Origin of the sequence: Aquabacterium parvum (genome assembly GCF_001447195.1) — a bacterium.
GTDB classification, from domain to species: Bacteria; Pseudomonadota; Gammaproteobacteria; order Burkholderiales; family Burkholderiaceae_C; genus Aquabacterium; species Aquabacterium parvum.
In genome coordinates this window covers 1-26,935 of sequence record NZ_LFRI01000206.1, presented here as the reverse complement: position 1 = coordinate 26,935, position 26,935 = coordinate 1, and the positions used below count along the sequence as shown (strand labels likewise).

The 26,935-nt window shown below is 64.2% G+C and carries 23 protein-coding genes; 12 read left to right on the top strand and 11 right to left on the bottom strand.

The features are described 5' to 3' along the window. Positions 1-73: 73 nt before the first annotated feature. A complete protein-coding gene (locus ABG80_RS07440; protein ID WP_058087100.1) occupies positions 74-2,398 on the bottom strand; it encodes an NADP-dependent malic enzyme in 2,325 nt (774 codons plus the stop codon). A gap of 208 nt (positions 2,399-2,606) precedes the next feature. On the opposite strand from ABG80_RS07440, the gene ABG80_RS07435 reads away from it, so the two are divergent. Together ABG80_RS07435 and epsE are read left to right on the top strand one after the other, a co-directional pair. Next, positions 2,607-5,036, top strand: coding sequence for a putative bifunctional diguanylate cyclase/phosphodiesterase (locus ABG80_RS07435; RefSeq protein WP_058087099.1), 2,430 nt, complete (start codon positions 2,607-2,609; stop codon positions 5,034-5,036). Between the two features lie 69 nt (positions 5,037-5,105). Continuing rightward, positions 5,106-5,957, top strand: coding sequence for a polysaccharide export protein EpsE (epsE, locus tag ABG80_RS07430; RefSeq protein WP_235513777.1), 852 nt, complete (start codon positions 5,106-5,108; stop codon positions 5,955-5,957). A gap of 146 nt (positions 5,958-6,103) precedes the next feature. Here the strand turns inward: epsE and ABG80_RS07425 are convergent, their stop codons facing one another. The 7 genes from ABG80_RS07425 to ABG80_RS07395 all read right to left on the bottom strand — a co-directional run bounded on the left by ABG80_RS07425 (position 6,104) and on the right by ABG80_RS07395 (position 13,899). Continuing rightward, positions 6,104-6,547, bottom strand: a complete 444-nt coding sequence (locus tag ABG80_RS07425) for a MaoC family dehydratase (protein ID WP_058087098.1) — start codon at positions 6,545-6,547, stop codon at positions 6,104-6,106. Continuing rightward, the gene (locus ABG80_RS07420) at positions 6,544-7,434 is read right to left on the bottom strand and encodes a helix-turn-helix transcriptional regulator (protein ID WP_160322487.1); all 891 of its coding nucleotides are present in this window, start codon (positions 7,432-7,434) and stop codon (positions 6,544-6,546) included. Before ABG80_RS07420 ends, ABG80_RS07425 begins: the two co-directional genes overlap by 4 nt. A gap of 60 nt (positions 7,435-7,494) precedes the next feature. Further along, complete coding sequence (locus ABG80_RS07415) at positions 7,495-8,721, bottom strand: aminotransferase-like domain-containing protein (RefSeq protein WP_083505907.1); 1,227 nt, start codon at positions 8,719-8,721, stop codon at positions 7,495-7,497. A 397-nt stretch (positions 8,722-9,118) separates the two neighbouring features. Beyond that, positions 9,119-10,237, bottom strand: coding sequence for a radical SAM protein (locus tag ABG80_RS07410; protein ID WP_235513776.1), 1,119 nt, complete (start codon positions 10,235-10,237; stop codon positions 9,119-9,121). Further along, a complete protein-coding gene (locus ABG80_RS07405) occupies positions 10,234-10,974 on the bottom strand; it encodes a Phenylacetic acid catabolic protein (RefSeq protein ID WP_235513775.1) in 741 nt (246 codons plus the stop codon). The genes ABG80_RS07410 and ABG80_RS07405 overlap by 4 nt, the downstream gene beginning before the upstream one ends. Before the next feature lie 707 nt (positions 10,975-11,681). Continuing rightward, complete coding sequence (locus ABG80_RS07400; protein ID WP_058087095.1) at positions 11,682-12,947, bottom strand: RsmB/NOP family class I SAM-dependent RNA methyltransferase; 1,266 nt, start codon at positions 12,945-12,947, stop codon at positions 11,682-11,684. Then, positions 12,901-13,899 (bottom strand): sterol desaturase family protein, encoded by a 999-nt coding sequence (locus ABG80_RS07395; RefSeq protein ID WP_083505906.1) that lies wholly within the window; start codon positions 13,897-13,899, stop codon positions 12,901-12,903. The genes ABG80_RS07400 and ABG80_RS07395 overlap by 47 nt, the downstream gene beginning before the upstream one ends. A gap of 217 nt (positions 13,900-14,116) precedes the next feature. On the opposite strand from ABG80_RS07395, the gene ABG80_RS07390 reads away from it, so the two are divergent. Together ABG80_RS07390 and ABG80_RS07385 are read left to right on the top strand one after the other, a co-directional pair. Then, on the top strand, positions 14,117-15,112 hold the full coding sequence (locus ABG80_RS07390; protein WP_058087094.1) for an AraC family transcriptional regulator: 996 nt from the start codon (positions 14,117-14,119) through the stop codon (positions 15,110-15,112). A gap of 35 nt (positions 15,113-15,147) precedes the next feature. Continuing rightward, on the top strand, positions 15,148-16,173 hold the full coding sequence (locus ABG80_RS07385) for a DUF2804 domain-containing protein (protein ID WP_058087093.1): 1,026 nt from the start codon (positions 15,148-15,150) through the stop codon (positions 16,171-16,173). A gap of 19 nt (positions 16,174-16,192) precedes the next feature. On the opposite strand, the gene ABG80_RS07380 is transcribed toward ABG80_RS07385, so the two are convergent. After that, positions 16,193-17,233, bottom strand: coding sequence for an aliphatic amidase (locus ABG80_RS07380; protein ID WP_058087092.1), 1,041 nt, complete (start codon positions 17,231-17,233; stop codon positions 16,193-16,195). A gap of 149 nt (positions 17,234-17,382) precedes the next feature. Next, on the bottom strand, positions 17,383-18,423 hold the full coding sequence (locus tag ABG80_RS07375) for a helix-turn-helix domain-containing protein (RefSeq protein WP_058087091.1): 1,041 nt from the start codon (positions 18,421-18,423) through the stop codon (positions 17,383-17,385). A 165-nt stretch (positions 18,424-18,588) separates the two neighbouring features. On the opposite strand from ABG80_RS07375, the gene ABG80_RS07370 reads away from it, so the two are divergent. From ABG80_RS07370 to ABG80_RS07330, 8 genes are all read left to right on the top strand, one after another. Further along, the gene (locus tag ABG80_RS07370; RefSeq protein ID WP_160322486.1) at positions 18,589-20,247 is read left to right on the top strand and encodes a carboxylesterase/lipase family protein; all 1,659 of its coding nucleotides are present in this window, start codon (positions 18,589-18,591) and stop codon (positions 20,245-20,247) included. 176 nt (positions 20,248-20,423) lie between these two features. Further along, positions 20,424-21,887, top strand: coding sequence for a glutamate--cysteine ligase (gene gshA, locus ABG80_RS07365; protein WP_058087121.1), 1,464 nt, complete (start codon positions 20,424-20,426; stop codon positions 21,885-21,887). Positions 21,888-21,930: 43 nt separating this feature from the next. Beyond that, entirely contained in the window at positions 21,931-23,676 is a 1,746-nt protein-coding gene (locus tag ABG80_RS07360; protein ID WP_083505910.1) for a mechanosensitive ion channel family protein, read from the top strand. 26 nt (positions 23,677-23,702) lie between these two features. Beyond that, complete coding sequence (locus ABG80_RS07355) at positions 23,703-24,347, top strand: hypothetical protein (protein WP_058087088.1); 645 nt, start codon at positions 23,703-23,705, stop codon at positions 24,345-24,347. 551 nt (positions 24,348-24,898) lie between these two features. After that, the gene (locus tag ABG80_RS07345; RefSeq protein ID WP_058087086.1) at positions 24,899-25,285 is read left to right on the top strand and encodes an MAPEG family protein; all 387 of its coding nucleotides are present in this window, start codon (positions 24,899-24,901) and stop codon (positions 25,283-25,285) included. A 68-nt stretch (positions 25,286-25,353) separates the two neighbouring features. Next, positions 25,354-25,728 carry a cupin domain-containing protein gene (locus ABG80_RS07340; protein WP_058087085.1) on the top strand — a complete coding sequence of 125 codons (375 nt, stop codon included), beginning with the start codon at positions 25,354-25,356 and terminating at the stop codon, positions 25,726-25,728. Between the two features lie 108 nt (positions 25,729-25,836). Then, on the top strand, positions 25,837-26,097 hold the full coding sequence (locus ABG80_RS07335) for a hypothetical protein (RefSeq protein ID WP_058087084.1): 261 nt from the start codon (positions 25,837-25,839) through the stop codon (positions 26,095-26,097). A gap of 18 nt (positions 26,098-26,115) precedes the next feature. Beyond that, on the top strand, positions 26,116-26,598 hold the full coding sequence (locus ABG80_RS07330) for a DUF4265 domain-containing protein (protein ID WP_058087083.1): 483 nt from the start codon (positions 26,116-26,118) through the stop codon (positions 26,596-26,598). 64 nt (positions 26,599-26,662) lie between these two features. Here the strand turns inward: ABG80_RS07330 and ABG80_RS21315 are convergent, their stop codons facing one another. Next, complete coding sequence (locus ABG80_RS21315; RefSeq protein WP_083505904.1) at positions 26,663-26,839, bottom strand: PEP-CTERM sorting domain-containing protein; 177 nt, start codon at positions 26,837-26,839, stop codon at positions 26,663-26,665. Between the last annotated feature and the right edge of the window lie 96 nt (positions 26,840-26,935).

Below are 26,935 nucleotides of genomic sequence, written 5' to 3'. Positions count from 1 at the left end.
CTATGTGCTGCACCGATGTTGTGCAGGGCGTGCCCCGGGCAACCTCACGGCGCCCGAGGCTTCGCGGCCCGACTCAGCGAGCCTGGGCTGGCGTGCCATGGCCCACGGCCACGGCGGTCATGTTGACGATGCGTCGCACGGTGGCCGAAGGCGTCAGGATGTGCACCGGTGCGGCCGCGCCCATCAGGATCGGGCCCACCGTCACGCCGTTGCCACCGGTCATCTTCAACACGTTGAAGAGGATGTTGGCCGCGTCCAGGTTCGGGCAGATCAGGATGTTGGCCGTGCCGTCCAGCGTGCTGTCGGGCAGCAGCTTGTGGCGCACCGACTCGCTCAACGCAGCGTCGCCCTGCATCTCGCCATCGGCGGGGATGTGGGGCATGCGTTGCACGAAGATGTCGCGCGCCTGGCGCATCTTCTTGGCCGAAGGCCGGTTGCTCGAGCCGAACATCGAGTGCGACAGGAAGGCCACGCGCGGCGGCAGGCCGAAGCGCTGCACTTCCTCGACCGCCATCATGGCGATGTCGGCGAGCTGCTCGGCCGTCGGGTCTTCGTTGACGAAGGTGTCGGCGATGAACAGGTTGTGCTGCTCCAGGATCAGCGCGTTCAGCGCGGCCAGACCGTGCGCACCTTCGCGCACGCCGATGACGTCGCGGATGTGCTCGAGGTGGAAGTCGTAGCGGCCGATGACGCCGCAGATCATGCCGTCGGCGTCGCCCATCTTGACCAGCAGCGTGGCGATCAGCGAGTTCGAGCGGCGCACCACCACCTTGGCCAAGTCGGGGCTGATGCCGTCGCGGGCGCGCAGCTTGTGATAGGCCTCGTAGTACTGCTTGAAGCGGTCGTCCTTGCCCGGGTTGACGATCTCGCAGTTCACGCCCGGCTGCAGGCGCAGGCCGGCGCGCTCGATGCGCGTGGTGATCACGTCGGGGCGCCCGACCAGCAGCGGGAATGCCAGCTCTTCGTCGACCGCCACTTGGGCGGCGCGCAGCACGCGGTCGTCTTCACCCTCGGCGTAGGCGATGCGCTTGCGCTGCGGCGCGGCCTTGGCACCGATGAACAGCGGTCGCATGAACAGGCCGGTGTTCGAGACGAACTGCGACAGCGATTCGCGGTAGGCCTTGAGGTCGGCGATGGGGCGGGTGGCCACGCCCGATGCGGCAGCGGCTTCGGCCACGGCCGGCGCGATGCGCAGGATCAGGCGCGAATCAAACGGCGTCGGGATCAGGTAGTCGGGGCCGAAGCGCAGCTCGCGGCCCGGGTAGGCGGCGGCCACTTCGTCCGAGATTTCGGCTTTGGCCAGATCAGCGATCTGACGCACGCAAGCCAGCTTCATGGCCTCGGTGATCTTGGTGGCGCCGCAGTCCAGCGCGCCCCGGAAGATGTACGGGAAGCACAGGACGTTGTTGACCTGGTTCGGGTAGTCCGAGCGGCCCGTGGCGATGATGCAGTCCGGGCGCGCGGCCTTGGCGATCTCGGGGCGAATTTCCGGCTCGGGGTTGGCCAGCGCCAGGATGATGGGCTGCTTGCCCATGGTCTTGACCATCTCGGCCGTGACCACGCCGGCCGTGGAGCAGCCCATGAACACGTCCGCGCCTTCCATGACGTCGGCCAGCGTGCGCGCCGAGGTGACCTGGCAGAAGCGCTGCTTGGACTCGTCGAGCTTGCCGGCCAGCGCGTCGGCGCGCTCGCTCTGGATCACGCCCTTGGAGTCGCACACGAAGATGTTTTCGCGCTTGAGCCCCAGCCCCACCATCACTTCCAGGCAGGCGATCGCGGCCGCGCCCGCGCCAGAGACCGCCATCTTGACCTGGGCGATGTCCTTGCCCACCAGCTCCAGGCCGTTGAGCAGCGCCGCGCTGGAGATGATGGCCGTGCCGTGCTGGTCGTCGTGGAACACCGGGATGTTCATGCGCTTGGACAGCTCGCGCTCGATGTAGAAGCACTCGGGCGCCTTGATGTCCTCGAGGTTGATGCCGCCCAGGGTCGGCTCCAGCGAGGCGATGATGTCGATCAGCTTGTCCGGGTCGCGCTCGGCCAGTTCGATGTCGAAGACGTCGATGCCGGCGAATTTCTTGAACAGGCAGCCTTTGCCTTCCATGACCGGCTTGGAGGCCAGCGGGCCGATGTCGCCCAGGCCCAGCACAGCGGTGCCGTTGGTGACCACGGCCACCAGGTTGCCGCGCGAGGTGTACTCGGCCGCGAGGGTCGGGTCTTGCTCGATGGCCAGGCAGGGGTAAGCCACGCCGGGCGAGTAGGCCAGCGACAGGTCGCGCTGGTTGGTCAGGGGCTTGGTCGGGTTCACGGCCACCTTGCCGCGGCTGGGCAGGCGGTGGTATTCCAGGGCCGCGTCTCGCAAAGAGCGTTCGGCGTCAGACAGGTTTTTGTCGGAATTCATGACAGCATCGCAATGCAGGGAGCCGGAGATGGTACGCCATCCGCTGGCCCTGGCCTGAGGTGGATCTGGCACCGCTCTGTATCCACATTCGGTGTGCCATGCGACCGAAAGCCCGGTCTGCGTGGAACTTGGCCCGGGGCTTCGGTCAAGTTTCACCTCTGCGCGCCGATCTCATGAGCAGCCACAGCTTTACCCAGCCATGACAGGGATGTCCACCACCCAGCAATCCTGGTCGACCCAATGGAAGACGCGCATCGAGCACTGGATGCTGGATGCCATGCCCGGCGAGGCCCTTGACGGCCCTCTGGCCAGGTACTTCCGTGCGCGCCAGGTTTTGGCGCTGCTGAGCATCATGCCCTTCGTGTCGGTGGGCAACGCCATCAACACCGTGGTCATCTGCAGCGTCTTCTGGGACTCGCTGCCGCATGTCTGGCTGGTGGTCTGGGGGCTGACCGTGTCCCTGACGCTGCCGATCGCCATCTTCTGGTGGCGCCAGCTGATCACGTCCGGTCACCGGCCCGTGGCCATGCCGGGGGCCACCCGCACGCTGGTGGCCCATGTCATCGCCTACGGTGCGCTGTGGTCGGTCATGCCGGTCATCGTCTTTCCCCAGGCCAGCCACGCCGAGGCCCTGTTGATCGCCGCCGTGGTGGTCGGCATGATCTGCAGCGGCGCTTTCATGCTCAGCCCCACTTTGCTGGCGGCCTGGGCTTACGTGGCCACGCTGGGGGTGGGCAGCATCATCGGCTTGCTGAGTTCGACCTACGCCACCAGCGCTTCCTTGATGGTGCTGCTGGTGGTCTACACCCTGGTGATGTCGAGTGTGATCTTTGCCAACGCGCGCACCTTCATGAGCCGCCTGCGCGCGGATGCCGAAACCGATCGCCAGAAGCAGCTGATCGACCTGTTGCTCAGGGACTTCGAGGAGCATGCCTCCGATTGGCTGTGGGAGATTTCCGCCACCGGCCACCTGCGCCACGTCTCGGCCCGCCTGGCGGAGTCGTTCGGCATGTCTCAGCGGCAGTTGCAGCAACAGCCCTTCCTGGAGCTGCTGGCCTCGCTGCTGCCGAAACACGACGCTGCGGCACGCGAGTCGCTGGCCAGCCTGACCACCTCCATCCGCATGGGGCAGCCCTTCCGTGACCTGGAGCTGCCCGTGTCGGTGGGGCCGCACTTGCACTGGTGGGCGCTGTCGGCCAAGCCCTTGTTCGACGACCGAGGGCGTGCCGCCGGCTGGCGTGGCGTGGGCTCGGACATCACCCAGACCCGCCTGGCTCGTGAGGAGCTCGCCCGCCTGGCCAACCAGGACTCGCTCACCGGCCTGGCCAACCGCCACCGCTTCAGCACCGAGCTGGGACGCCTGGGCGCGGGGCAGGAGGGTGCGCAGCGGCCGTGTGCCTTGCTGTTCATCGACCTGGACAACTTCAAGAACATCAACGACACCTTCGGCCACGGCGTGGGCGACCAGCTGCTGCGCAAGGTGGGCGCCCGCTTGAAGACCTGCGTGGTCGACGGTGACCTGCTGGCCCGCCTGGGGGGCGACGAATTCGCCCTGCTGACCTGGCGCTACGCCGACGAGGCCGAGGCCGCCGCCCTGGCCGAGCGCCTGCTGGTGTTGCTGGCCGAGCCCTACCAGTGCGACAACGTGATGCTGGAGTCGCGCACCAGCATCGGCGTGGCCCTGGCGCCGCGAGACGGGGCTGACCCGCAGTCGCTGCTGCAGTGCGCCGACCTGGCGCTGTATGCGGCCAAGGCGGCAGGGCGCAACACCTATCGCTTCTTTGACCTGCCCATGGCCGAGACCGCCCGCTCGCGGGTGCGCCTGCAGCAGGAGCTCGGCCTGGCCCTGGCCGCCGAACAGTTCACCTTGCACTTCCAGCCACAGGTCCACCTGCAGACCGGCGAGGTCATCGGTTTCGAGGCCCTGGTGCGCTGGCAGCATTCCGAGCGCGGCCTCATCAGTCCGGGCGAGTTCATCCCCGTGGCCGAAGAAACCGGTCAGATCGTCAACCTGGGCACCTGGGTGCTGCGCGAGGCCTGCCGCATCGCCACCCAGTGGCCGGGCGAGCTGCGCGTGGCGGTCAACCTCTCGGCGGTGCAGTTCCGCAGCTCCTCGCTGATCGACCTGGTCGACGAGGTGCTGCAACAGACCGGCCTGGCGCCCGAGCGCCTGGAGCTGGAGATCACCGAATCGGCCCTGATCGAGGACCACGATGGGGCCCAGGCCACCCTGTCGGCCCTGCGCAGCCGCGGGGTGCGGGTGGCCATGGACGATTTCGGCACCGGTTACTCGTCGCTGGCCTACCTGCGGCGCTTCCCGCTGGACAAGCTCAAGATCGACGGCATGTTCGTGCGCTCGCTCGACAGCGACGAGGACGCCCAGGCCGTGGTGACGGCCATCATCAGCCTGGCCCGGGCCTTGCATCTGGACACCACTGCCGAAGGCATCGAGACCGAGGAGCAGCTGGTGATGTTGCGCGCCCTGGGGTGCGATGACATCCAGGGCTACTTCATCGCCCGCCCGATGCCGGCCGCGTCGGTGGCCGACTACCTGTCCCGCACACAGGGGGGGCAGGAGAAGGGAACCCGGACGGCCGTTGGCGATCCATCACCAGGCTCGGGTGTCGCGGCGCGGTGATACATTGGCGCCGCCGGTGGCCTTCAGGCGAGTCCGGCTTCAGGATTTTTCAAGACAAGGATCGTGCACATGATTTGGATGCGTGACATGCTCAAGGGAGCAATGGTCGCCTTGATGGCCTTTTCTGGCGCTGCCGCCCTGGCGCAGGCCCCGGCATCGGCATCGGCATCGGTGGCCGTCCAGGCCAACAAGGACTACGCCCTGGGCCCCGGCGACGTCATCCGCGTGAACGTGTACCAGAACCAGGACCTGACGCTGGAGACCCGCATCAACGACGACGGCACCATCAGCTACCCGCTGCTGGGCTCGGTCAAGCTCAGCGGCCAGACCGTCATCGATGCTGAAAAAACCATCGCCAACGGCCTCAAGAGCGGCAATTTCGTCAAGCAGCCCCAGGTTTCCATCTTGCTGGTCACGGCAGCGGCCAACCAGGTTTCGGTGCTGGGCATGGTCAACAAGCCTGGCCGCTACCCGGTGATCGCCTCGAACAACAAGCTCAGCGAAATCATGGGCATGGCCGGCGGCATCATCCCGGGCTCGGGCTCGGACATCGTGGTGGTGTCCGGCACGCGGGACGGCAAGCCTTTCCGCAAGGAAATCGATTTCACCCGGGTGTTCGCTTCGGTGGGCTCGGAGCCGGATTTCGAGCTGCGCAATGGCGACACCGTCTGGGTGGACCGCGCGCCGCAGGTCTACATGTATGGCGAGGTGCAGCGCCCGGGCGCTCAGGTGCTGACGCGTGGCACCACCGTGCTGCAGGCCCTGGCCAACGCTGGTGGCTTGACGCTGCGCGGCACGCAACGTGGCATCAAGGTGCACCGCCGCGATGAGGCCACTGGCCAGGTCACGGTGATCGAGCCGGGGCTGAACGACCAGCTCAAGCCCAACGACATCATTTACGTCAAGGAAAGCCTGTTCTGACCTGATAGTGGTCCTGCCGGACACGACAACGGGGGCGCTGTGGCCCCCTTGTTTTTTTCTGAGATTGGTAAGGAGATGATGGGAGAAAGTCTGATGAATCCGCCCTTCAAGGTCGGTTTATGCAGGCTTTTCTCAGACCATGAAAGTTAGCCGTGATGTACAGCAGGGCCGGTTTCGAGCATGATTAGCACTGTAGATGTGGCTTGGATTATCCCAACCGCACCCTGCTGTACCGTCCCATTCAGGCGAAGTATCAAACCATTGTTCTTCGAGCTTTGGCGGCTGTTAACGACAGTCCACGAAAATAATGCCGGCCCAACCCGATAAGGGCGCGTGAACCGGGCGTTGAAGCCCAGTCCCAGCATAGGCCCCAGGGGCGAAAACTGCTTGGTTAAAAGTGCGGCCAGCAAGGATGCAACATGCGGCCCGCATGCGACGAGGCCCTCGTAACCACGGTGCATGGCTGTGGCGAGATCGTGGTGGATTGGGTTGACATCCCCCACTAGACTAGCAAACAACTTTATGTCCTTGGTGGGAATGTCGATCATCTCCTCGAAGTGAAACCCTGGTGAGTACTCGGCGTGATTCATGAGATTGCTCTGGACGTTGAACAATTCACCTCGCGACGGTACTCGCTTGGGCTGACGCCTGTGTGTTTATTGAACACACGCGAGAAATGTGATGCATCGCTGAAGCCAGCGGATAGAGCTACGTCAAGAATCGATGCATGATCGGACTGAAGGCCCTTCTTGGCGCAATCGATCCGCCGGCCAGTCAAGTACGCATGCGGCGTGATGCCAGTTGCCTCTTTGAATACCCTGCAGAAATGAAATGGGCTGAGAGCGACCTGCCCTGCCATGTCCTCTAAAGTAATCTTGTGAGCCAAGTTGGCGTCGATGAAATCGTCAAGCCAGCGGAGTTGGCGGGTGGTCAAAGCAATCCGACGCGACGTGTTGTCAATATTCGAGTTGCCGACCGTCGCGATTATTTTCGAAGCGAGCAATCGACCGTAGATTTCTGAAAAAACTGGCCCATGAGGGTTGCGGGCTTGCAATTCTTGGTCGATGGACAAAGCAACCTCAAGAAGAAAGTTGTTCTGCTTGGTAAAAATGGGTTTCTCTGGCAATGAGGTGACTCCCATCTCTATTGCAACGGACTTTATCAAGTCGGAGGATATGACCATCAAGTACAGTTGCCCCAGCGGCGATGTGTACCTCACCTGATGAGGGCATCCTTTCGGGATGTACACACTGCTACCCCGGATCTGGCGCTCCAGACATGTGCGCCCGTCCAATCGACGCTCTGCATGCGACAGCGGACTGACCTTCACCATCATGTAATGGTCGGTCAGGGTGTGTTCCATGGTCTCGAACTCATCGGCTTCGATCCTTTCGAAGTACAGGGATTTCCAGCCGAACGCACTGCTTTCTCTGATTGGTTCGCGTCCTAGGAGGCGCTTGCGGTCGGCATGCTTCATCAAGTCAAAACTTGGGCATAACATAACTGTGTCATCAATTCAGTTGAAATTGGGCGCGGGTCAGCCTGCGATATTCGGTTTCGAACTCGCAAGCGCTTGGTCGATTGCCTTTGATAGCCTAATTGCAGCCTCTCGTGCCATTTCGGGCGTAATGGTTGCAAACGACAGCCTGATCGCGTAAGGGTCCGGACTGTCGCTGTAGAAAGCAGCCCCCGGCACAAAGACCACTTTCTGCTCTATGGCGAAATTCAAAAGAGTAGCGGCGCTCAACCCGTTCTTTAAGCGCCCCCATAGGAACATGCCGCCATCAGGTACATTGAAATCAATATGGTTTCCCAATTGATCAAACAAGGCTTTGTGCAATGCATTGCGGCGTTGGCGGTACTGTTCGCGCAGGAAATCGAGTCGCTCGGGCAGTCGCCCCTCAGCGAGGTATCGGATCACGATTCGCTGCGACAGGGAACTGGCGTGCAGGTCGATGGCCTGCTTAGCTATTGTTAGATAGTTGCTGAACTCGGCAGGCACCACACCCCACCCAACGCGCAGCCCAGGTGCTAGGATTTTGGAGAAGGATGACATATACAACACGGGTGAGTTACTGCCGTGGCGCTCCTTGCCCACTTGGTAAAGGCTCGGCAGAGGCGAGCCACTGAGGCGCAACTCTCCATAGGGGTCATCTTCTAGGATTAGGGCCCCATGTCGGACTGCACAGTCGACAAGGTGGATTCGACGCTCAAGTGAAAGCGTTGCTCCAGTTGGATTGCCGAAGTTGGTTACGACGTATATGAGCCTCACAGGAGACTGCGCCAACGCGCGATCTACCTGATCCACTCTGATTCCGTCCTGGTCACCCTCCACTGATACAACACGAGCACCAGCCAAATCAAAGACCTGAAGTGCCGCCAAATATGTTGGACGTTCGACAAGGATGGCATCACCTTCATTGATAAAGGCCTTGCATGCCATTTCAAGGAACTGCTGTGAGCCGCTGGTAATGATGACCTGCTCCGCCTCAACAGGTGCCCCACGCTGCGTCATCAAATCAGAAACCGCGCTGCGGAGATCTGGGTCGCCTTCAGTTAGTCCATACTGAAAAATGCCAACGTCCTCAGAATCAACTTCCTTTTCGACAGCGGCTCTGAGTCCCTGGATATCAAACAGGTCGGCCGCTGGAATTCCACCTGCGAGCGAAAGCATGCCGGGAATTTTGCTATGTTTCAGCAGTTCGCGAACCGCAGATGACTGCGCCCGCCTCATCCTTTCGGAAAGAAATTTTTCAGAATTCATTTGCTTCCCTGTATATATTCGTAAATACTTCTATGCTTTTGATCGCGCTCAGAGAGCGTCGCAGACGATGCGCCGCACACCATCATAAGGCCTACCCGCCGCTAGTCGCGGCAGTAGGGGCTGGCTTTACTCCGAGGTCAGAGCGATTCTACGAGCAGGAGGACGACACCTGCCAGACAGGATCAGATCGGCCAGTTCCGTTTGTTCGTTCGATGTCCTGTTTTGAGGGGAGCTTGACAGGTAGCCAGGTGTCGAGGCCATGGGCTCAGCGCATGCAGGATGTCGGGGCGCCCGAAAGGAAGTGATGCTCGCGGACAGAGGTACACGTTGGCTAAAGGCTTATCGGACACTGCCTCTTGGCTAGCAAGCCTGACGGCCGCGCCCGTTTGCTTTATGACTACGCTGCGAAAAGACGGCCCTGTTCAAACTGAGTAGCCTTTCGGTATGGCGACCAAATAAACTGGCTCCAATAAGACTCAGCAGCTTCAACCCAGAACTTCAGCGCCTGCGTGCTGTCAAGCGAAGACTTCAAGCTAACCATCAGCCAACTGTAGACCGCTTGACTGTCGCGGCAGTCACGGCAGTGTCCCGAGGTGCAGCACCGCTCCAGCGTTTTCAGATCTGCCTTTACCGCATTGAAGCCAGGCAAAACAGGATGACCATTGGCCAACCGCTCCGCGTTTTCGGGATGGTTGAAACTCACGCTTGGGCAAACATCACCGCCGAACGTACCGCACCATGCCAAACCTGTGACGATTGCGCGAATGTGTTCCGGATGATTCAAAACAGCATCGGGATACTTCTCCTTCATCTCGGTCATGGTGGCCAGTAGTCGCCCTTCGTTTTGCATCCGAAGGGGGTGCCCGGTATTATATTTGCTGTAAAAATTGAAGGTCAGTTTGTTGCCGTTTTCATGGATGCGTTTGACGGTATCGTGAATATAGGGCACACCATCTTCTGTAACCGCATAGACAAATGTCACCCTCGGATCGCCATTATAGTGGCCGAGCGCAGTGTCGAAGAGGCCTGTAAACGCCTTTCCGCTTGGTTTGATGGCTCGCAGTTCGTCGTCAAGTGGGCCACCTCCGAACAGAGATATGAACACCGTGACTTTGCTAAACAGTTCGTTCATCGGCAAGGCCAGAAGACCATTGGTTGAAACCGAGACAGTATCCATGACGCGAGCAAAAGCGGCAATACGCTCAGGGAACATGGTTGGCTCTCCACCAATGAGCAATGCGGAGTTCACGCCGCGAGCACGCTCGCGGAGGATAAACGCCTCCCATTCACTGAGGGACTTCTCTTCTTTCGCTGTCTTGTCATGTCCAAACTCAAAGAACCAACAACCTTTACATCGGATATTGCATGCATTTGTAAGGTGGTACTCGGATGCACGCACTGTGCTGGAGAATCGCTTGACCGCCTCGAAGCGTTCATACCACCCAGGTTCGTTGCGCAGTAGCAGGTTTGCCTGCTCGTTAACAGAACTATGAATTTTAATATGGCTGCGCATCATTGGTTCACCCCTTCTTCTACTCGATCCACAGACAGCCCGAGGCTCGAGAGTTTTGGGATGATCTTCTGGCGGAAGGTGGCGCGCAATTCTCCGTTTAGGGTTCGGCGCAAACCCCATTTCACGTAGTCCTGCGACCGCTTGGACTGCTCTGATCCAAACAAGGCCAATATATGGGGCCACAATCGATCAAGCGCTGCCTGGGCCTCCAGTCGACCAGCTTCAGTCCCGCAGGCCTCACGGACAATCCGAAAGCCGTGGGCGACATGAACGTGCTCGTCCTTGATGATTTGCCGATCGAATATTTCCGCAAAAGGTAGATAGCTGCAGTCCTTCAGCTCAAGGAGGTGCTCGAGCACGACAGCCTCCCCCAAGAAGGAGAATATTCCTCGCTCCATCCAGTTTTTTACTCCGCGCACCAGCTCGTTTGCGTAGTATGGCCTGTCTTTGAAGTTTTGGGTGAGCATGTGGCTGGTGTCCACCCCAATATCTTTTAATACTTGAGCGCTCAGTTCGTAATGTTCTATTTCCTCAGCAGCGCGTTCGCAGCATATTTTTTTCTCGTAGGCATTGGGGGCCATGTTGTAAAAAACTTGGGTGTAGTCATCTGCGCCTGTTAACTCACCCTCTGTATGCACGATCATCAAGTGCTGAACAAGCTCCTGATATTCGAGTGGCATTTTCTTGAAATCCGCCGGCGTCTTGACTTCATGTCGCCCTAGTATTTTTTCGATGCTCATCATCTCTCCTTGAGTGGTTGTTTGATGAGGGCATCGTATTTCTGCCTATTTTGATGGGCTTGTCAGATATTGCGATCCATGTCGGATCTTGCTGTTGGTGCTGTTGGTGCTGTTCTCTGAAGCTGAATCGCCTAGGCTTCTCTAGACGTTCATGAGCCGCTGGAAGACTGCTGCACAACTGGCCTGCGGCTTGCGCCATCTGAGGCATCACGGTCGCATAGATGCGCGATGCCCTATTTTCCCCCATTCGGTGCACTGCCGATGGTCAAGGCTGCATCAACCATGAAGCTGCATGAGGTGCTGGACTGGGCGACATCGCCCACAAGTTCAAGGGCTTGTACAGGCGAGAGATCACGCACGGTGGAGGTCCTTAAGCTTATGCGCCCTGTCGATGTTCAAGCGCATGCTGCTGGGCCGGTGGCATGGCCCTCGGACGCGCAGTTTGCACGCAGCAGTGTCTCTTGATTGTGGCAAGGTGCCGCAACAAACAGCACCTCAGGCCAAGACAAGGGGGGCATCTCTCAAACGAGGCAGAGGTGACCAAGTCAGCGCGCCATCAGCCGCAACTTACACCGCCGCGGGCCAGTTGTGCAGCGGTCTTCCTCCGGTCTTTCTCCAACCAATTGGTATGGCTCAAGGGGCAGGTGATCCCGGCGTGCTTTGGGCCACCAGCGTCTTACCAACCTCTCCTGACCTATCGGTTCGGCTCAATCCTTCTTCTGCCACACCGCCGCAAAGAACCCATCGGTCGAATGCAGGTGCGGCCACAGGCGCAGGTGGCCCGCTGGCGTGACCAGGTTGGCCGCGTTCTCGACCCCGGCCGAAGTCAGCGCCTCGGCGGCGTTGAGCGGCACGAAGTCGGGGTGTGCCGCCGTGAACGCATCGGCAATGCCTTCGTTCTCGTCGGGGATCACGCTGCAGGTGGCGTAAACCAGGCGCCCGCCCGGTTTCAGCAAGCGCGCTGCGCTGTCCAGGATGGCGGTCTGCTTGACCTTGAGTTCTTCCAGGGCCTTGGGTGACTGGCGCCACTTCAGGTCGGGGTTGCGGCGCAGCGTGCCCAGGCCGGAGCAGGGCGCGTCCACCAGCACGCGGTCGATCTTGCCGCGCAGGCGCTTGATGCGGTCGTCGTTCTCGTGGGCGATCTGCGTGGCGTACACGTTCGAGAGCCCGCTGCGCGCCATGCGCGGCTTGAGGTTGTCCAGGCGGTGGGCCGACACGTCGAAGGCGTACAGGCGGCCGGTGTTGCGCATCAGTGCGCCCAGGGCCAGGGTCTTGCCACCGGCGCCGGCGCAGAAGTCCACCACCATCTCGCCGCGCTTGGGGGCTGTCAGCAGTGACAGCAACTGGCTGCCTTCGTCCTGCACCTCGACGTGGCCTTCGGTGTAAATCGGCATCTTCTGCAGCGCCGGCTTGCCCGGGATGCGGATGCCGATGGTCGAATAAGGCGTGGGGCCGGCTTCGATCTGCGCGGCAGCCAGCGTTTCGAGCACGGTTTCGCGCTTGGCCTTTTGCGTGTTCACGCGCAAATCAAGCGGGGCGGACGCCGAGAAGGTCTCGACCAGGGCCCAGAAGCCTTCGTCGTCGAGTTGCTCGCGCAGGCGGTTGGCCAGCCAGTCGGGCAGGTTGTGGCGCAGCTTGTCTTGCAGCTGGGTGCGGTCGATGGTGGCGGTGCGGGCCAGCCAGGCGAGTTCGTCCGGCGTGGCGCCGTTTTTCAGCACATGGGGCAGGCCCTGCCAGGCCAGCAGGGCCAGGCGGCGCTCTTGCGGGCCGTGGCCCGATTGCGCCAGGTGGGCCCACAGCAGGCGCTGGCGCAGCACGGCGTAGGCCGTCTCGGCCAGGGCGTGCCGCTCACGCTGGCCCAGGGCCTTTTGCTTGCGGAAAAAGTAGGAAACGATGCTGTCGGCCGGGGCGTCGAGCTTGAGCACCTCACGGATGAGCTGGGTCGTGAGGTCGAGGAGCGCTTTCGGATGCATGGGCGCGATTATCCGCTGCTTGTGTGCCCGGGCGTTCCCATTCTGGTGGGGCCCAGATGTGTTTGAGTCGCAAAGAAAGCGGGCCGGGGCGCATCACGTCACGCAACATGGCCGCCCACTCGTGCAGCGTCAGCCAAAACGGGTTGTGCGTGTGCACCTGGCGCACCAGGCCGTAGTCCACCGCTTCGGTCTCTTCCACGAAGGTGCCGAACAGCCGGTCGAAGACGATCAGCGTGCCGCCGTAGTTCTTGTCGATGTAGCGAGGGTTGCGGCCATGGTGGGCGCGGTGGTGCGAGGGCGTGTTGAAGATCAGCTCGATCAGCGGGTGCAGCTTGCCGACCCACTGCGTGTGCACGAAGAACTGGTAGCCCAGGTTGAACGACAGCGCCAGCAGCACTGCCTTGGGCTCGAAGCCGATCCACACCATGGGCAGGTAGAACAGCCAGTTGCCAGCGAAGGTGTAGAGCCAGCTTTGACGCATGGCGGTCGTGAAGTTCATGTGCTCCGAGCCGTGGTGAACCACGTGGGCGCACCAGAACCAGCGGATGCGGTGGCTGGCGCGGTGGAACCAGTAGTAGCAGAACTCCACGCCCAGGTAGAGCGCCGCAAAGCTCAGTGGCGTCAGCTCGATGCTGGTCAGGCGGTGGTGGGTGTGCACCCAGTTCATGGCTGGCAGCACGAAGACCAGCACCAGCACCACGTCCAGCCAGGTGTAGACGCCGCCCAGCACCATGCTGTCGCGCGAGTCGCGCCAGTCGTAGACGGCCTTGCCCTGGCGCTTTTCACCGCGCATGCGCAGCCACTCGGCCACCACCACGGCGAAGAACAAGGGCGACAGCAGCATCAGGAAGGCGTCGCGCCAGTCCACGTGCGGGTCCACCCCCCCGAAAGGCGTGAGCGAGGAGGTGACGTAGGCAGAAAGCAGATCGGGCAGGGCGCTCAGCAGGGTCATGTCGGGCGGCGGGCAATCGGGGTAAACCGCTGCGGTGGGCAGCGTTTGGCGTTCCTATGCTCGTCATTTCGGCCGATCCTGGCTTGACCTGCTCAGACATTTTCTTGACGTATGGCGTCAATGTGATGTGCGGCGCCTCCCATCTAGCCCGAATGGGCAGGGTGGGGGCGGGCGTGCATGATTCGCGATCCACTGTTGTGCCTCTGGTGCTGTTGCCATGGCCGAAACCCGCATCGCCGCGTCCTTTGCCCAATTGCTGTACGAGTACCTGGACCGCCAGGGGCTCGATGGTCAGCGCGTGCTGGGTCCTCGCCCGGAGCCATCGCAGCACTTCGTGCCGATGAGCCAGTGGCAAGACTGGTTGCGCCGGGTCGACTCCCTCGAGGGCCGCCCCGGGCTGGGTTTGCGCATTGCGGAAGGCGTCAGCGCCAGGCACTTCGGCGTGGTGGGCTACGCCGCGCTGGCTTGCAGCAACCTCGCCGAAGCCATGCAGCGCATGGAGCGCTATCACGCCTCCGTGTACGACGTGAACCCGGCGCACGTTTCGCTCGATGAAAAGGGCGTCACCATCGAATGGGGCGTCGAACGCGGTCGCCCTGGTGCCCTGGTCGATGAAACTGCCATCGCCTCGCTGGTGCAGCTCGCCCGCGACATGACGGGCCGTTACTGGCCGGTGCGCCAGGTTGCCTTCGTCAACCCGCCGCCGGCCGACGTTCAGCCCTACCGCGACTTCTTCGGGGGCGAGGTGCTGTTCAACATGCCCCTGACCCGCGTGGTCTTCGACATGACCTACATGGCCATGCCGCTGCGCAAGTCCGACCCGGCGCTGGCCGACTTGCTCGACCAGCAGGCGCGCCAGTTGCTGCAGCAGGTCTCCAAGGTGCCGGCCGTGGTCGACGCCTGGCGGCTCACCCTGGTGCCCCTGATCCGCGAGGGCCGCACCTCGCTGGCCGCGCTGGCCGAGGCCCACCACAGCAGCCCGCGCACCCTGCAGCGCCGCCTGGCCGAGCAGGGCACGACCTTCCAGCAACTGCTCGACGACACGCGTCGCCACCTGGCCGAGGCCCACCTGCTCGATGGCCACCTCGACCTGGCCGAGATCTCGCTGCTGCTGGGTTATTCCGAGCAAAGCGCCTTCACCCGCGCCTTCCGCGCCTGGACGGGCTTGCCGCCCGCGCAGTGGCGCCGCCGCCATCGCCTCGAAGCGGCTTGAGCCGCAGCCCTGGCCCGTCTCTGAACCCGCCCACCGTGAACGCCGCGCTGCCTCACCTCGCTGCCGACGCCTTGCCCCTCGCCCCTGACGCGGCGGTGCTCCATGGTCGCTTGCAGGCCGGGCGCTACGTGGGCCGCTTGCCCGAGGTCGATTGGGCTGGCCTGCACGACGCCCAGGCCCGCCCCGATTGGTGGCTGCGCTGCCACCACAAGCGCTGGACCTACGTCGGCATCGGCTCGCCCACGCTGTTCATCGGCATGGCCATCGTCGACCTGGGCTGGTCCACGACCGCATTCGCCTATGTGTTCGACCGCCTGCGTCAGCGCCTGGTGGTCGATTGGGACGCGGTGGGCCTGCCCAAGCTGTCAGGCCAGGTGAACAACGGGGCCCTGCAAACCGGTCAGGCGTGGTTCCGCTCGTTCAACGGTCGGCTGGCCTTTCGGCCTGCCGCGGACGACACGCTGCACATCGACTGGCGCACCAAGCACGTCCACTTGCAGGCCGAGCTTGACCTGGGCCGCATGCCGCCCAGCCTGCTGGCCATCGGCACGCCCAAGGGTGGCTTGGCGCACGCCACGCACAAGACCTCGGCGCTGTCGGTGCGCGGCTGGGTGTCGATGGATGGGCAGCGCCTGAGCCTCAACGAGGGCAACGCCAGCATCGACAGCTCCAATGGCCTGCTGGCGCGTGACACGGCCTGGCGCTGGGCCAGTGCGCACCGCCCAGGGCTCGGCTTGAACCTGCAGTCAGGCTATTTCGGCGATCAGGAAAACGCGCTGTGGCTCGATGGTGACCTGATCCCGCTGGGCTCGGCGCACTTCGAGTTCGATCCGGCGCAGCCGCTGGCCGACTGGCGCATCCGCACCGACGACGGCCTGGTCGACCTGCGCTTCAAACCGCTGGGTGCACGCTGCGGCGACAAGCGCGTGGTCATCGCCGCGAGCCGCTACATCCAGCCCGTGGGCCTGTTCGAGGGCACGGTGCGGCCCACGCTGACCGCGCCCGCGCGCCCCGTCAAAGACCTTCTGGGCGTCACAGAAGATCACCACTCCATCTGGTGAACTTCGCTGCCCGCGCGGCTCACTCGTACTTCAGCCGCGCGTCGTTCGGGATGCCCTCGATCGGGCATTCCGCCGTGCCCACCGTGGGCCGCGTGATGGCCTCGACCTTGGCCTGCGTGCCCAGCGGGTCGGCCACCCACTCGCGGTAGAAGCTGAACGGGCATTCGGCCACGCCCTTGTCGCCTTCGCCCGAATTGATCTTGCCGGTGTAGCCGCGGTGCAGCAGCTTGAACAAATGGTTCTGCGACTGGCCGGTGGAGCGCGCGTCGCGGATCAGGCGCTTGCTCAGCTGCGCGTACTGGATGCCGTAGTCCTCTTCGCCGCACTCGCCCAGCGTGCGCCCGTCGAAGCCGATGATGGCGCTGTGCCCGAAGTAGCTGTAGACGCCGTCGAAGCCCGCCGCGTTGGCCACCGCCACGTAGCAGTTGTTGGCCCAGGCCATGGACTTGGAGATCATGACCTGCTGCTCCTTGGCCGGGTACATGTAGCCCTGGCAGCGGATCACCAGCTCGGCGCCCTTCATGGCGCAATCGCGCCAGATCTCGGGGTAGTTGCCGTCGTCGCAGATGATGAGGCTGACTTTGAGGCCCTTGGGGCCGTCCGACACGTAAGTCTGGTCGCCGGGGTACCAGCCCTCGATCGGCGTCCACGGCATGATCTTGCGGTACTTCTGGACGATCTCGCCCTGGTCGTTCATCAGGATCAGCGTGTTGTAGGGCACCTTCTTGGGGTGCTCCTCGTGGCGCTCGCCGGTCAGCGAGAACACGCCCCACACCTTGGCGTTGCGGCAGGCCTGCGAGAACACCTCGGTCACGTCGCCGGGGATGTTGACGGCCGTCTCCATCATCTCGGCCTTGTCATACATGATCCCGTGGGTGCTGTACTCGGGGAAGATGACCAGGTCCAGGCCAGGCAGGCCCAGCTTCATGCCCTCGATCATCTGGCGGATCTTGTGCGCGTTCTCAAGCACCTCGGCCGTGGTGTGCAGCCGGGGCATCTTGTAGTTGACGACTGCGACGCCGACGGTGTCGTCGCTGCTGGAAATGTCACCGTGAAGCATGGCGGGCTCCTCAAAATGGGCGGGCGGAACAAAGCCTTGCCATTGTTCGAAGCCGCCTGCATGCGCCCAATACGTTGTTTGACGTACGGGCCCTGGCACGCTTTTGCAGGCCTTGCCCGCAGCCCTTTGTGGGCGCCGCCCTCAGCCCCTCAGCCGCCGGCGGCCTGCGCCTTGCTGTACTGCGCCGGGCTCACGCTAGCACGCGCTTTGAACGCGCGGATGAAGTTGGCCGGGTTGGTGTAGCCCAGCAGCTCGGCCACGTCGGCCACGCGCAGCCGGCCTTCGCGCAACCATTCGCAGGCGCGCTCGTGGCGGATGTCGTTGGCCAGCTCGCGAAAGGTGGTGCCCTGCGCAGCCAGGTGGCGAGCCAGCGTGCTGGTCGAGACGTTCACGATGGCGGCGAGTTCGTCCTGCGTGGGCTGGTGCGCCTGGGCCTGCGACAGCATCATCGCCACCCACCCGCGCCAGTCGCGTTGGTCTTGCTCCAGGTGGTGGATCAGCTTGACGTCCAGGCGCTGCCGGATCTCGTCCAGGTTCGTGGCGTGCGCCAGGGGCATGGGCGTGCGCTCGAGCACCTCGGCGTCGATGACGATGCGCAGGGTGGGCAGCCCGCCTTGCCCGAAGTGGCAGCGGCCTGGCTTGAGTGCCTCGTAGCGCTGCATGTCGGGCGGCGCGGGCGAGAACAGGTAGGCGTCGTAGCTGGGCATGTCGTCACGCAACAGGCCTTGCAGCTGCGTGTGAAAGCTCATCAAGGTCAGGTCGTAGGCCAGCACCATCACGTCATAAGGCACCGGCTGGATGGGCTGCCAGCTCAGCTCGTAAGCCGAGCCCAGCATGCGCGTGTGCATCGAAAAACTGGGTGTGACGAGCACGTAGTACTGGGCGCACAGGTCCATGCATGCCTTGACGTTGGCGCAGCTGAGCATGCCCAAGCCCAGCTCGCCGAATTGGCCAAGCCCCGTCGTGGCGCCAATGCGCATGCCCAGGTCACGCTGGCCGCCGCTGGCCTCGGTCAGCAGGCGCGTGGCCGCGATGACCTGATCGGGCGACAGCAGCGCATCGTTGTGGCGCAGGCTGGCGCGGGCCACGCCGGCTTCATCCAGGGCCGGCGTGCAATCGATGCCTTGCTCCTCGAGGATCTGAACCAGCAGCGCCACGTAGCGCGCCGGAACCTTGTTTGTTTTGCTCATGCGGGGGATGCTGCGGGAACGCCTCAGGGGGGCGACTTAAGGACTTTCACCAGTGTCGTGCGTGGCTGCAGAGAAATGACAAGTCGATGCATGGAAATGACAACCTGCGCCCCGCAGCGCCTGACCACAATGCGCCCACCTTTGACCCTTCAGGAGGACGCAGACATGCCGCAAGCACCCGCCACCAGGCGCATCACCGGGGCCGCGTTGGCCACCCTTGCCACCGTTGCGCTGGCGCTGTCCAGCTGGGCCGGCACTGCACAAGCCGCACCCGCGCCGGTGTCCACGCAGGCCGGCTGGGTGCAGGGCCTGAGCGGCTCCGACGGCGGCACGGTCTACATGGGCCTGCCCTTTGCCCAGCCCCCTGTGGGCGAGCTGCGCTGGAAGGCCCCCGCGCCCGTGCAGCCCTGGCAGGGCGTGCGCCTGGCCGACCGTGCCGGCCCCGCTTGCAAGCAAGACGCCACGCTGCCGCCAGCCGGCGTGCCCGGCTCCAGCGAAGACTGCCTCTACCTCAACGTTCACGTGCCGCCCGGCGTGCAAGCCGGCAGCAACGCGCCGGTGATGGTGTGGGTGCACGGCGGCGCCTTCCTGACTGGCGCTGGCTCGCAGTACGACGGCAGCCGCCTGGCGCAGTCCACCGGCACCATCGTCGTCACCGTCAACTACCGCCTGGGCATCTTCGGCCTGATGGCGCTGGACGCCTTGAGCGCCGAAGACCCGGCCGGCAACCACGCGCTGCAGGACCAGCAGGCCGCGCTGCGCTGGGTTCAGCGCAACATCGCCAACTTCGGCGGCGACGCCAAGCGAGTGACCCTGTTCGGCCAGTCGGCCGGCAGCATCAGCGTGTGCCAGCAGTTCGTCTCGCCAGCGGCTGCCGGCCTGTTCCAGCGCGCCATCCTGCAAAGCGGGCCCTGCACCCTGGGTACTTTGAAGCGCGAGCAGTCCGTGGCCACGGGCAACGCGCTGGCGAAGAAGCTGGGCTGCCCAGCCGGCCCATCACAGCTCGCCTGCCTGCGCAGCAAGTCCACCGACGAGGTCTTCAACGCCGCACCCTCGATCGACTTCGAGAACCCGAAGACCTTGCTGGGGCTGTCGCCCTGGGTGGACGGCGTGATCCTGCCCGCTGCGCCCAAGGACCTGGTGCGCCAAGGCAAGTTCCACCGCGTGCCGACGATGGTGGGCGCCACCCGGGAAGAAGGCCGTCTGTTCGTGGCGCTGGCCTACGACCTGCGTCGCGGCTCACCGCTCACCGAGGCCGAATACAAGGCCCTGGTCACCGACATCGCGGGCAGCGCCACGCTGGCTTCCATCGTCATGTTGGACTACTCCAGCAAGCGACTGGGCTCGCCCAACCTGGCCGCATCGGCCCTGATGACCGACGCCATGTTCGCCTGCGGCACGCAGTCGGCTGCGCGCAGCCTGTCGGCCTACGTGCCCACCTACGCCTACGAGTTCCAGGAGCCGCTGGTGCCCCAGCTCGCACCCGATCCCTTCATGAACTGGGGGGCTTACCACGCGTCCGAGTTGCCCTTCCTGTTCCAGTCCCGCATCGCGACCACACCGCCCAGCCCGGACCCGCTCGAGGTGGCCTCGCCGGCGCAGCTGCAACTGTCGGCCCAGATGGCGCAGTACTGGGGCCGCTTTGCCGCCACGGGCAACCCCAACGGCGGTGGTCAGCTGAACTGGCCGCGCTTCAACAAACTCACCTCGGCCACGCAACAGCTGACCACGCCCCAGGTGTCGACCAACTACCTGGGCGGCATCTACGCCAAGCACCAATGCCTGGTCTGGGACACGGCCACGGCACTGGGCATCGGATTGTGAAATCCGAGCGGGTTGCCTGGGCTCCAAGGCCATAGGCGGGCGTTCATGCAAGGTCACACGCGATGGCGCACAATCGCGCCCTCTGCGTGCCTTGAGGGTGCGCCCGCCCGATGCCACCAAGGAGACCGCCCGTGCCCAGCCCACTCGACCGCCTTCAGCGCCTCGACGTGTCCGCCATGCGGCGTGGCATCGAAAAAGAAGGCCTGCGCGTGCTGCCCGACGGCACCCTGGCGGCCGACGCCCACCCGCGCGCCCTGGGCTCGGCCCTGACCCACCCGCACATCACCACCGACTTCAGCGAGTCGCAGCTCGAACTCGTCACCGGCGTGCACGCCAGCATCGACGACTGCCTGCGCGAGCTCACCGACATCCACCGCGAGGTGCTGCAAGCCATCGGCCCGCAGCGCATGTGGGCCAGCTCCATGCCCGGCCACCTGCCGCCCGACGGCGCCATCCCCATTGGCTACTACGGCACCTCCAACGTGGGCCAGGCCAAGCGCGTGTATCGCAACGGGCTGGTGCACCGCTACGGCGCGCGCATGCAGACCATCAGCGGCATCCACTACAACTGGTCGGTGCAAGGCGCCACCACCGAGGACTACTTCGCGCTGATCCGCAACTTCCGCCGGCACGTCTTCGTGCTGCTGATGCTGTTCGGTGCATCGCCCGCCGTCACCAAGGGCTTCGTGGCCGGGCTCGACCACGGCTTGCAGCCCCTGGGCGACGACACACTGCACCTGCCGCATGCCACCTCGTTGCGCATGGGCCGCCTGGGCTACCAGAGCGACGCACAAAGCGCGCTGTGCGTGAGCTACAACCACCTCGACGGCTACGCGCGCTCGCTGCGTGGCGCGCTGGTCGGCTCGCACCCGCCTTACGAGGCCCTGGGCATCCAGGCGCCCGATGGCAGCTACCGCCAACTGGGCACCAGCCTGCTGCAGATCGAAAACGAGTTCTACAGCCCCATCCGCCCCAAGCGCGTGACCCAGCCTGGCGAGCGCCCGCTGCACGCCCTGCGCGAGCGCGGCGTCGAGTACGTCGAGGTGCGCTGCATGGACCTGCAGCCCGAGCTCACCGTGGGCATCGACGAGCACACCCTGCGCGTGCTGGATGTCTTCCTGCTGTGGGCGATGACGTCCGAGAGCCCACCCGACTCGCCGCAAGAGATCCGCGAGCTGGTCGACAACCAGCGCCTGGTGGCCTCTCGTGGCCGCGAGCCGGGCCTGAAGCTGCGCCGCGCCGGCGAAGACGTGCTGCTGACCGACTGGGCCGCCGACGTGATGGCGCAAGGCCTGCCGCTGGCGCGCCACCTCGACGAGGTGCAGAACACCGACGCCTTCACGCAAGCCTGGCACAAGGCCACGCAAGACCTGCAACAGGCCGACCAACTGCCCTCGGCCCGCGCCTTGCAAGCCATGCGGCAACTGCACGCGGGCGAGCACGCGGCCTTTGGCCTGGCCGCCTCCGAGCGCGTGGGCCAGGCCCTGCTGGCCCAGCCCTTGAACGCGGCCGAGCGCGAAGCCGCGCTGTTGCGCGCCAACCGCTCGTGGCAGGCCCAGGCCGAGATCGAGGCCACAGACCGCCTTACATTCGAGGCATACCGACAGCAGTTCCTGGACCCGGCGCGCCTGGTGGTTTGACGCAGGCGAGGCCGGGCACCGTCAGCCCCTTGCCTTGCCCAACATGCGCCCTCAGCCTTTGACCCGCACCGGTCTGTTCAGCCTGATCCTGGGCCTGGCCTTCGGGCTTGGCGCCACCCTCGCCACCGTGGCGCCCACGCCAGCGCAAGCCAAGCCGCACCACGCCGCCAGCCACGCGTCCACCCCGGCCACGCACGGCGCTTCCCAGCCGGCCGCCGCCAACACGGCGCCCAACGCAGGGGCCAACACCACCCGCCCCCCCGAAGCCGTCATCGAAGAGCCCGCCACGCTGCACGTGGCCAACCGGCCCATCCTCACGCTGCAGACGGCCTTCCTGGGCATGACGCCCGAAGAGCGCGTGCGCCGCGCCAGCCACAACATCGACCAGGCGCTGGCCGCTGGCGGGCCGGGCCGCGTCACCACCCGCTCCACGCCCGAAGGCGAGCTGATCTTCATCGACGGCGTGATGACCATCGTGCTGCACGCCGCCGACGCCGACCCGCTGCTGGGCGACACCCTGGCCAGCCTGATGGACCGCACCGTGGCCGCGCTGAACCTGGCCATCCGCGAAACCCAGGAAGGCCGCGACACCCGCAGCCTGCTGATCAGCCTGGCCTGGGTGCTGGGCGCCACCACCGTGGCCGCTGCGCTGCTGTGGGCCCTGGGCCACCTGCGCGACGCGGCCCTGCGCCTGCTCGAACGCTTCCTGGACACCAAGACCCGCAAGCTGGCCGACGCCCAGGTGCTGCGCCGCGGCCGCGTGCGCCAGGCCGTTGGCCACCTCGACACCGCCTTGAGCTGGGGCCTGGGCCTGCTGGTGGCCTATGGCTGGTTGAGCTTTTCGCTGCAGCAGTTCCCGTACACGCGGCCCTGGGGCGAGGGCTTGCGACGCTTCCTGGTCAACGCCGTGCTGGAGCTGGGCAGTGGCGTGGTGAACGCCGTGCCCGGCCTGGTGGTGGCCGGCCTGATCCTGCTGCTGGCGCGCGCGGTGGTGGGCGCCCTGGCGCGTGTCTTTCACCGCGTTGAAACCGGCCACCTCACGCTGAGCTGGCTGCGCCCCGACGCCGCCACGCCCACCCGCCGCGTGGCCTCGTGGGTGATCTGGATCTTCGCGCTGGCCATGGCCTACCCCTACCTGCCCGGCGCCGAAACCGAGGCCTTCAAAGGCATGTCGGTGCTGGTGGGCCTGATGCTGTCGCTCGGTGCGTCGAGCTTCGTGGCCCAGGTCGCGGCCGGCCTGATCCTGACCTACAGCAACACGCTGCGCAAAGGCGAGTACGTGCGCGTGGGCGAACACGAAGGCACCGTGCTGGAAGTGGGCGCCTTCAACACCCGCATCCGCACCGGGCTGGGCGAAGAGATCGTGCTGCCCAACAACATCATCGCCAGCTCGGCCACCAAGAACTACTCGCGCGAGGTGCAAGGCCCCGGCTACATCGTCGACACCGTGGTCACCATCGGCTACGACACGCCCTGGCGGCAAGTTGAAGCCATGCTGATCGAAGCCGCGCGCCGCACGCCCGGTGTGCTGGACACCCCAGCGCCCCGCGTCTACCAGACCGCGCTGAGCGACTGGTACCCCGAGTACCGCCTGGTGGCCCAAGCAATACCCGATCAGCCGCGCCCACGCGCCGAGGTGCTCAGCGCCTTGCACGCCAACATCCAGGACGTGTTCAACGAAAACGGCGTGCAGATCATGTCGCCGCATTACATGCTGGACCCGACCGAGCCCAAGGTGGTGCCCCAGGCCAAGTGGCACACCCCGCTGGCCCAGGGCCCCAAGGCCTGAACCGCGAGAAGGCGAGGGGAGGGCACATGGCTCAAAAGCTGACGGCGCTGCTGTGCCTGGCCTGGCTGGTGGGCTCGCCCTGGTGGTCCAGCGCCATGGACCGCAACCCCAACGGCCTGGCCCTGCTGCTGGCCCTGCTGGCCCTGAGCTGGTGGGGCGCCCACCGCTGGCGCCAGAGGGGCGTGCAGCCCAACTGGCTGGTGCGCGTGCTGCTGTGGTGCACGACCTTGTTCGTGGGCTTTCAGGTGTACGCGGTGCTGGTGGGCAACCTGGACTTCATGAACGAGGTGATCAAGGCCGCGCCCCCCGGCTCGCTTGAGCGCTACCTGGCCGTCTTCGTGCCTGGCACCCTGGTGGCCGTGCTGTACGCGGCCATGCTGGCCTACCCGCTGTGGGCGGTGTTCGGCCCCTGGCAACTGGTGCTCACGGCCATGGTGTTTGCCTTTGTGCGCTTCGTGCAGGCGCCCTACACCGTGTTTGACGCGCCCCGCACGCTGGGCGACAAGGTGGCCATGACCGAGCTGGCGCTGTGCGTGATGGTGATGGCGCTGGTGGTGGCGGTGCTGCAGTGGCGGCTGGGGCGCCGAGGCGCTGGCCGGATGCCAGGGAGGTGCGACCTAAGAACATTCACGGACCGCTGGCGCAAAAGGAAGGGGGGTGGAGATGAGTGACGAGTCAGCTCAGCCTGCGAATTGGACCGTGCGTAAGTCGCTCTGCATCATGCTCACGACCATGGCATTCTTCATGGGCGGTGTGGTTGGGTATGTTGTGGCTGACTCGAAATCAAAGAGTGGGTATTCCGAGGAATCAAAGCGGGCTCTGCTTGCCCTGATGCAAGATCCCCATCTGATGATTCAAGAGAACCTGCTCCAGTGCGACCTCCCAGGGAAAGGCGTCAGTCACTTCATTGCCTCCTACATCCTCTGGTCCCAATCTCGTTCACCCTCCGGCTCTAGCAGCTTCTCGTGCGAGGGAGGAGTTCTCAAAGCTTGCACGTGGTCTTATGGCGAGGCGAGGCCCTTTGAAGCGTGGAGCAGGGTGTTGAGGTTTGAATACGTGTCCAGCAAAAACGCCATCACGCCTGGCAGCCTCGCGTGTATTGATGTCCCTTGAGCTTCGGCATTCTTGCTTGTCTGCAGGTCGACACACCTTGTGCGGAGTGTGAGATGTGCAAATGTATACGGCGGTCACCCTATCAATCAAAGAGCAGAGCACAGGCTTCATGCACATCCTCCCCTTTTACGCCGCCCTGCTGGGCCTGCTCTTTTTCTACCTGAGCATCCGAACCATCGGCCTGCGCCGCAGGCTCAAGATCGGCGTCGGCGCCAAGGACAACGACGAGATGCTCCGGGCCATGCGCGTGCATTCGAACTTCGCCGAGTACGCGCCCCTCACGCTCTTGCTGATTGGCTTCGTCGAGTTCCAGGGTGCGCATCCCTGGGTCATCCATGGGCTCGGTGCCTTGCTCCTGGTCGGGCGCTGCGTGCACGCACACGGCATGAGCCAGATGAACGAAAAGTTCGTCTTCCGGGTCTCCGGCATGGTCATGACGTTCACGGCCTTGCTGGCCGCCTCAGGGGTGCTGATCTTCAACTTCCTGACCCGGTGAATCGGCGGCCAGGCGCCATGTGAGGCGCAGTTTTTGCTCCATGCACACCGTCACAGATGGATCCAACCATGAACAGCCAACGCGTCTACAAGTCCAGCGAACACATGCAGCCGTCCGACCGCGAGCCCGAGCGCTCGGTGGTGCTGGAGTCCGAGCACTCGGTCATCGTCGCGTGGCACGTGGCACCGGGTCAACGCATCGCTGCGCACACCCACCCCGAGGGCCAGGACACCTGGACCATCCTGTCTGGCCATGGGCAGTACCAAACGGACGAGCAGGGCGGTTTCGTCAACGTGGTGCCGGGCGATGTCGTCGTCGCCAGACAAGGCGAGGTACACGGCGTTTTGTGCACCAGCCCCGAGCCCCTGAAGTTCATTTCCGTGGTCGCGCCGCTCGAAGCGGGGTACGTGCCTTTGACCCCCAGCGCGCTGCCTGGTGCCTGAGCCGTCATCGCCGTCGAGGCGCGCGGCATCGCGCTCGGGCGGTAGATCGGGGCAGCCGGCATCGCTCACAATCGGGGCTCACAAAAAACCAGATTGGGAGTCCCCTGCATGGCCGCGTACTTGTCACTGCTGTTGGCATTCGTGGTAGGCGCCGCCCTGTGCTCCGCCACCCGGCGCGAAGCCCGCTCATGGCTGGCATCGTGCGCCGTGGTGCCGGCTTTCGTGCTGGTCTCCGAGTTCGTTCTGCCCTACTCGGGTGGCGGGGCGTCGATGTGGCCCATCGCGCTGGCCTTCGGCGGGTTCATGGGCGCCCTGGCGGGTGGTGCGGGCGTGCTGCTGGCATCGTGGCTTCACAACAAGCGGGCCTGACGCAAGCCACCTCATCCCATGAATCAAACCGCTAACAACCTCACCAAGGTCTGCATCGACCTGCCTAACCATTGGTGGCTCAAGGGCGAGTCCTTCTGGGTCAAGCCCCTTGGCGGTGACCTCTACGAGCTGCAGAACGTGCCGTTCTGTGCCTATGGCCTGAACTTCGGTGACTCCGTGCGGGCCGTGTCGGCTTCGCCCGAGCTCAAGCCGGAGATCCTCGAGGTGGTCGAGCGCAGTGGCAACCAGACGCTACGCGTGAGCTTTGCCATCGAGCGCGAACAGCAGGCGCCTTGCATCGAGCACCTGCAGGCCCTGGGCGCGGAGGTCGAGCGCGCGAACGCCACTTTCGTGGCGCTCAACGTGCCACCCGACGTTGACATCGACGCCTTGCTCGACCACCTTGATGAGCAGGAGGAGCAGGGCGTGCTGCATTTCGAGACCTGCGAAGAGCGGGTGCCTGGCTCGTTCGACGACCGCCCGAATGATGCAGAAGAGTGATGGCGCACGTGATTTACCTGTCACTCAAACGGGGCTGAACGATCCAGCCCCGTGAGGCGTGGGCTTACTTGCGCTTGCGTGCGGCGGTGGCGCCCACTGCCGCCAGACCAACCAGGGTCAGTGCCAGCGAGGTGGGTTCGGGCACGCTCGACGTGACGAGGTTGTCGATCGAGAAGTTGAACGAGCTGCTGCCCGAGTTCGAGAGTCGGCCCTGCAAAACTGCCACATCCTCGATGAACACTGATCAAACCTGGCAACTGGGGATGGTCAGAACTCCCAGGTTTGTGTGCAATGACGCTCAGTTTCTGGGAGTTTTGAGGACCTGAAGATGAGCACA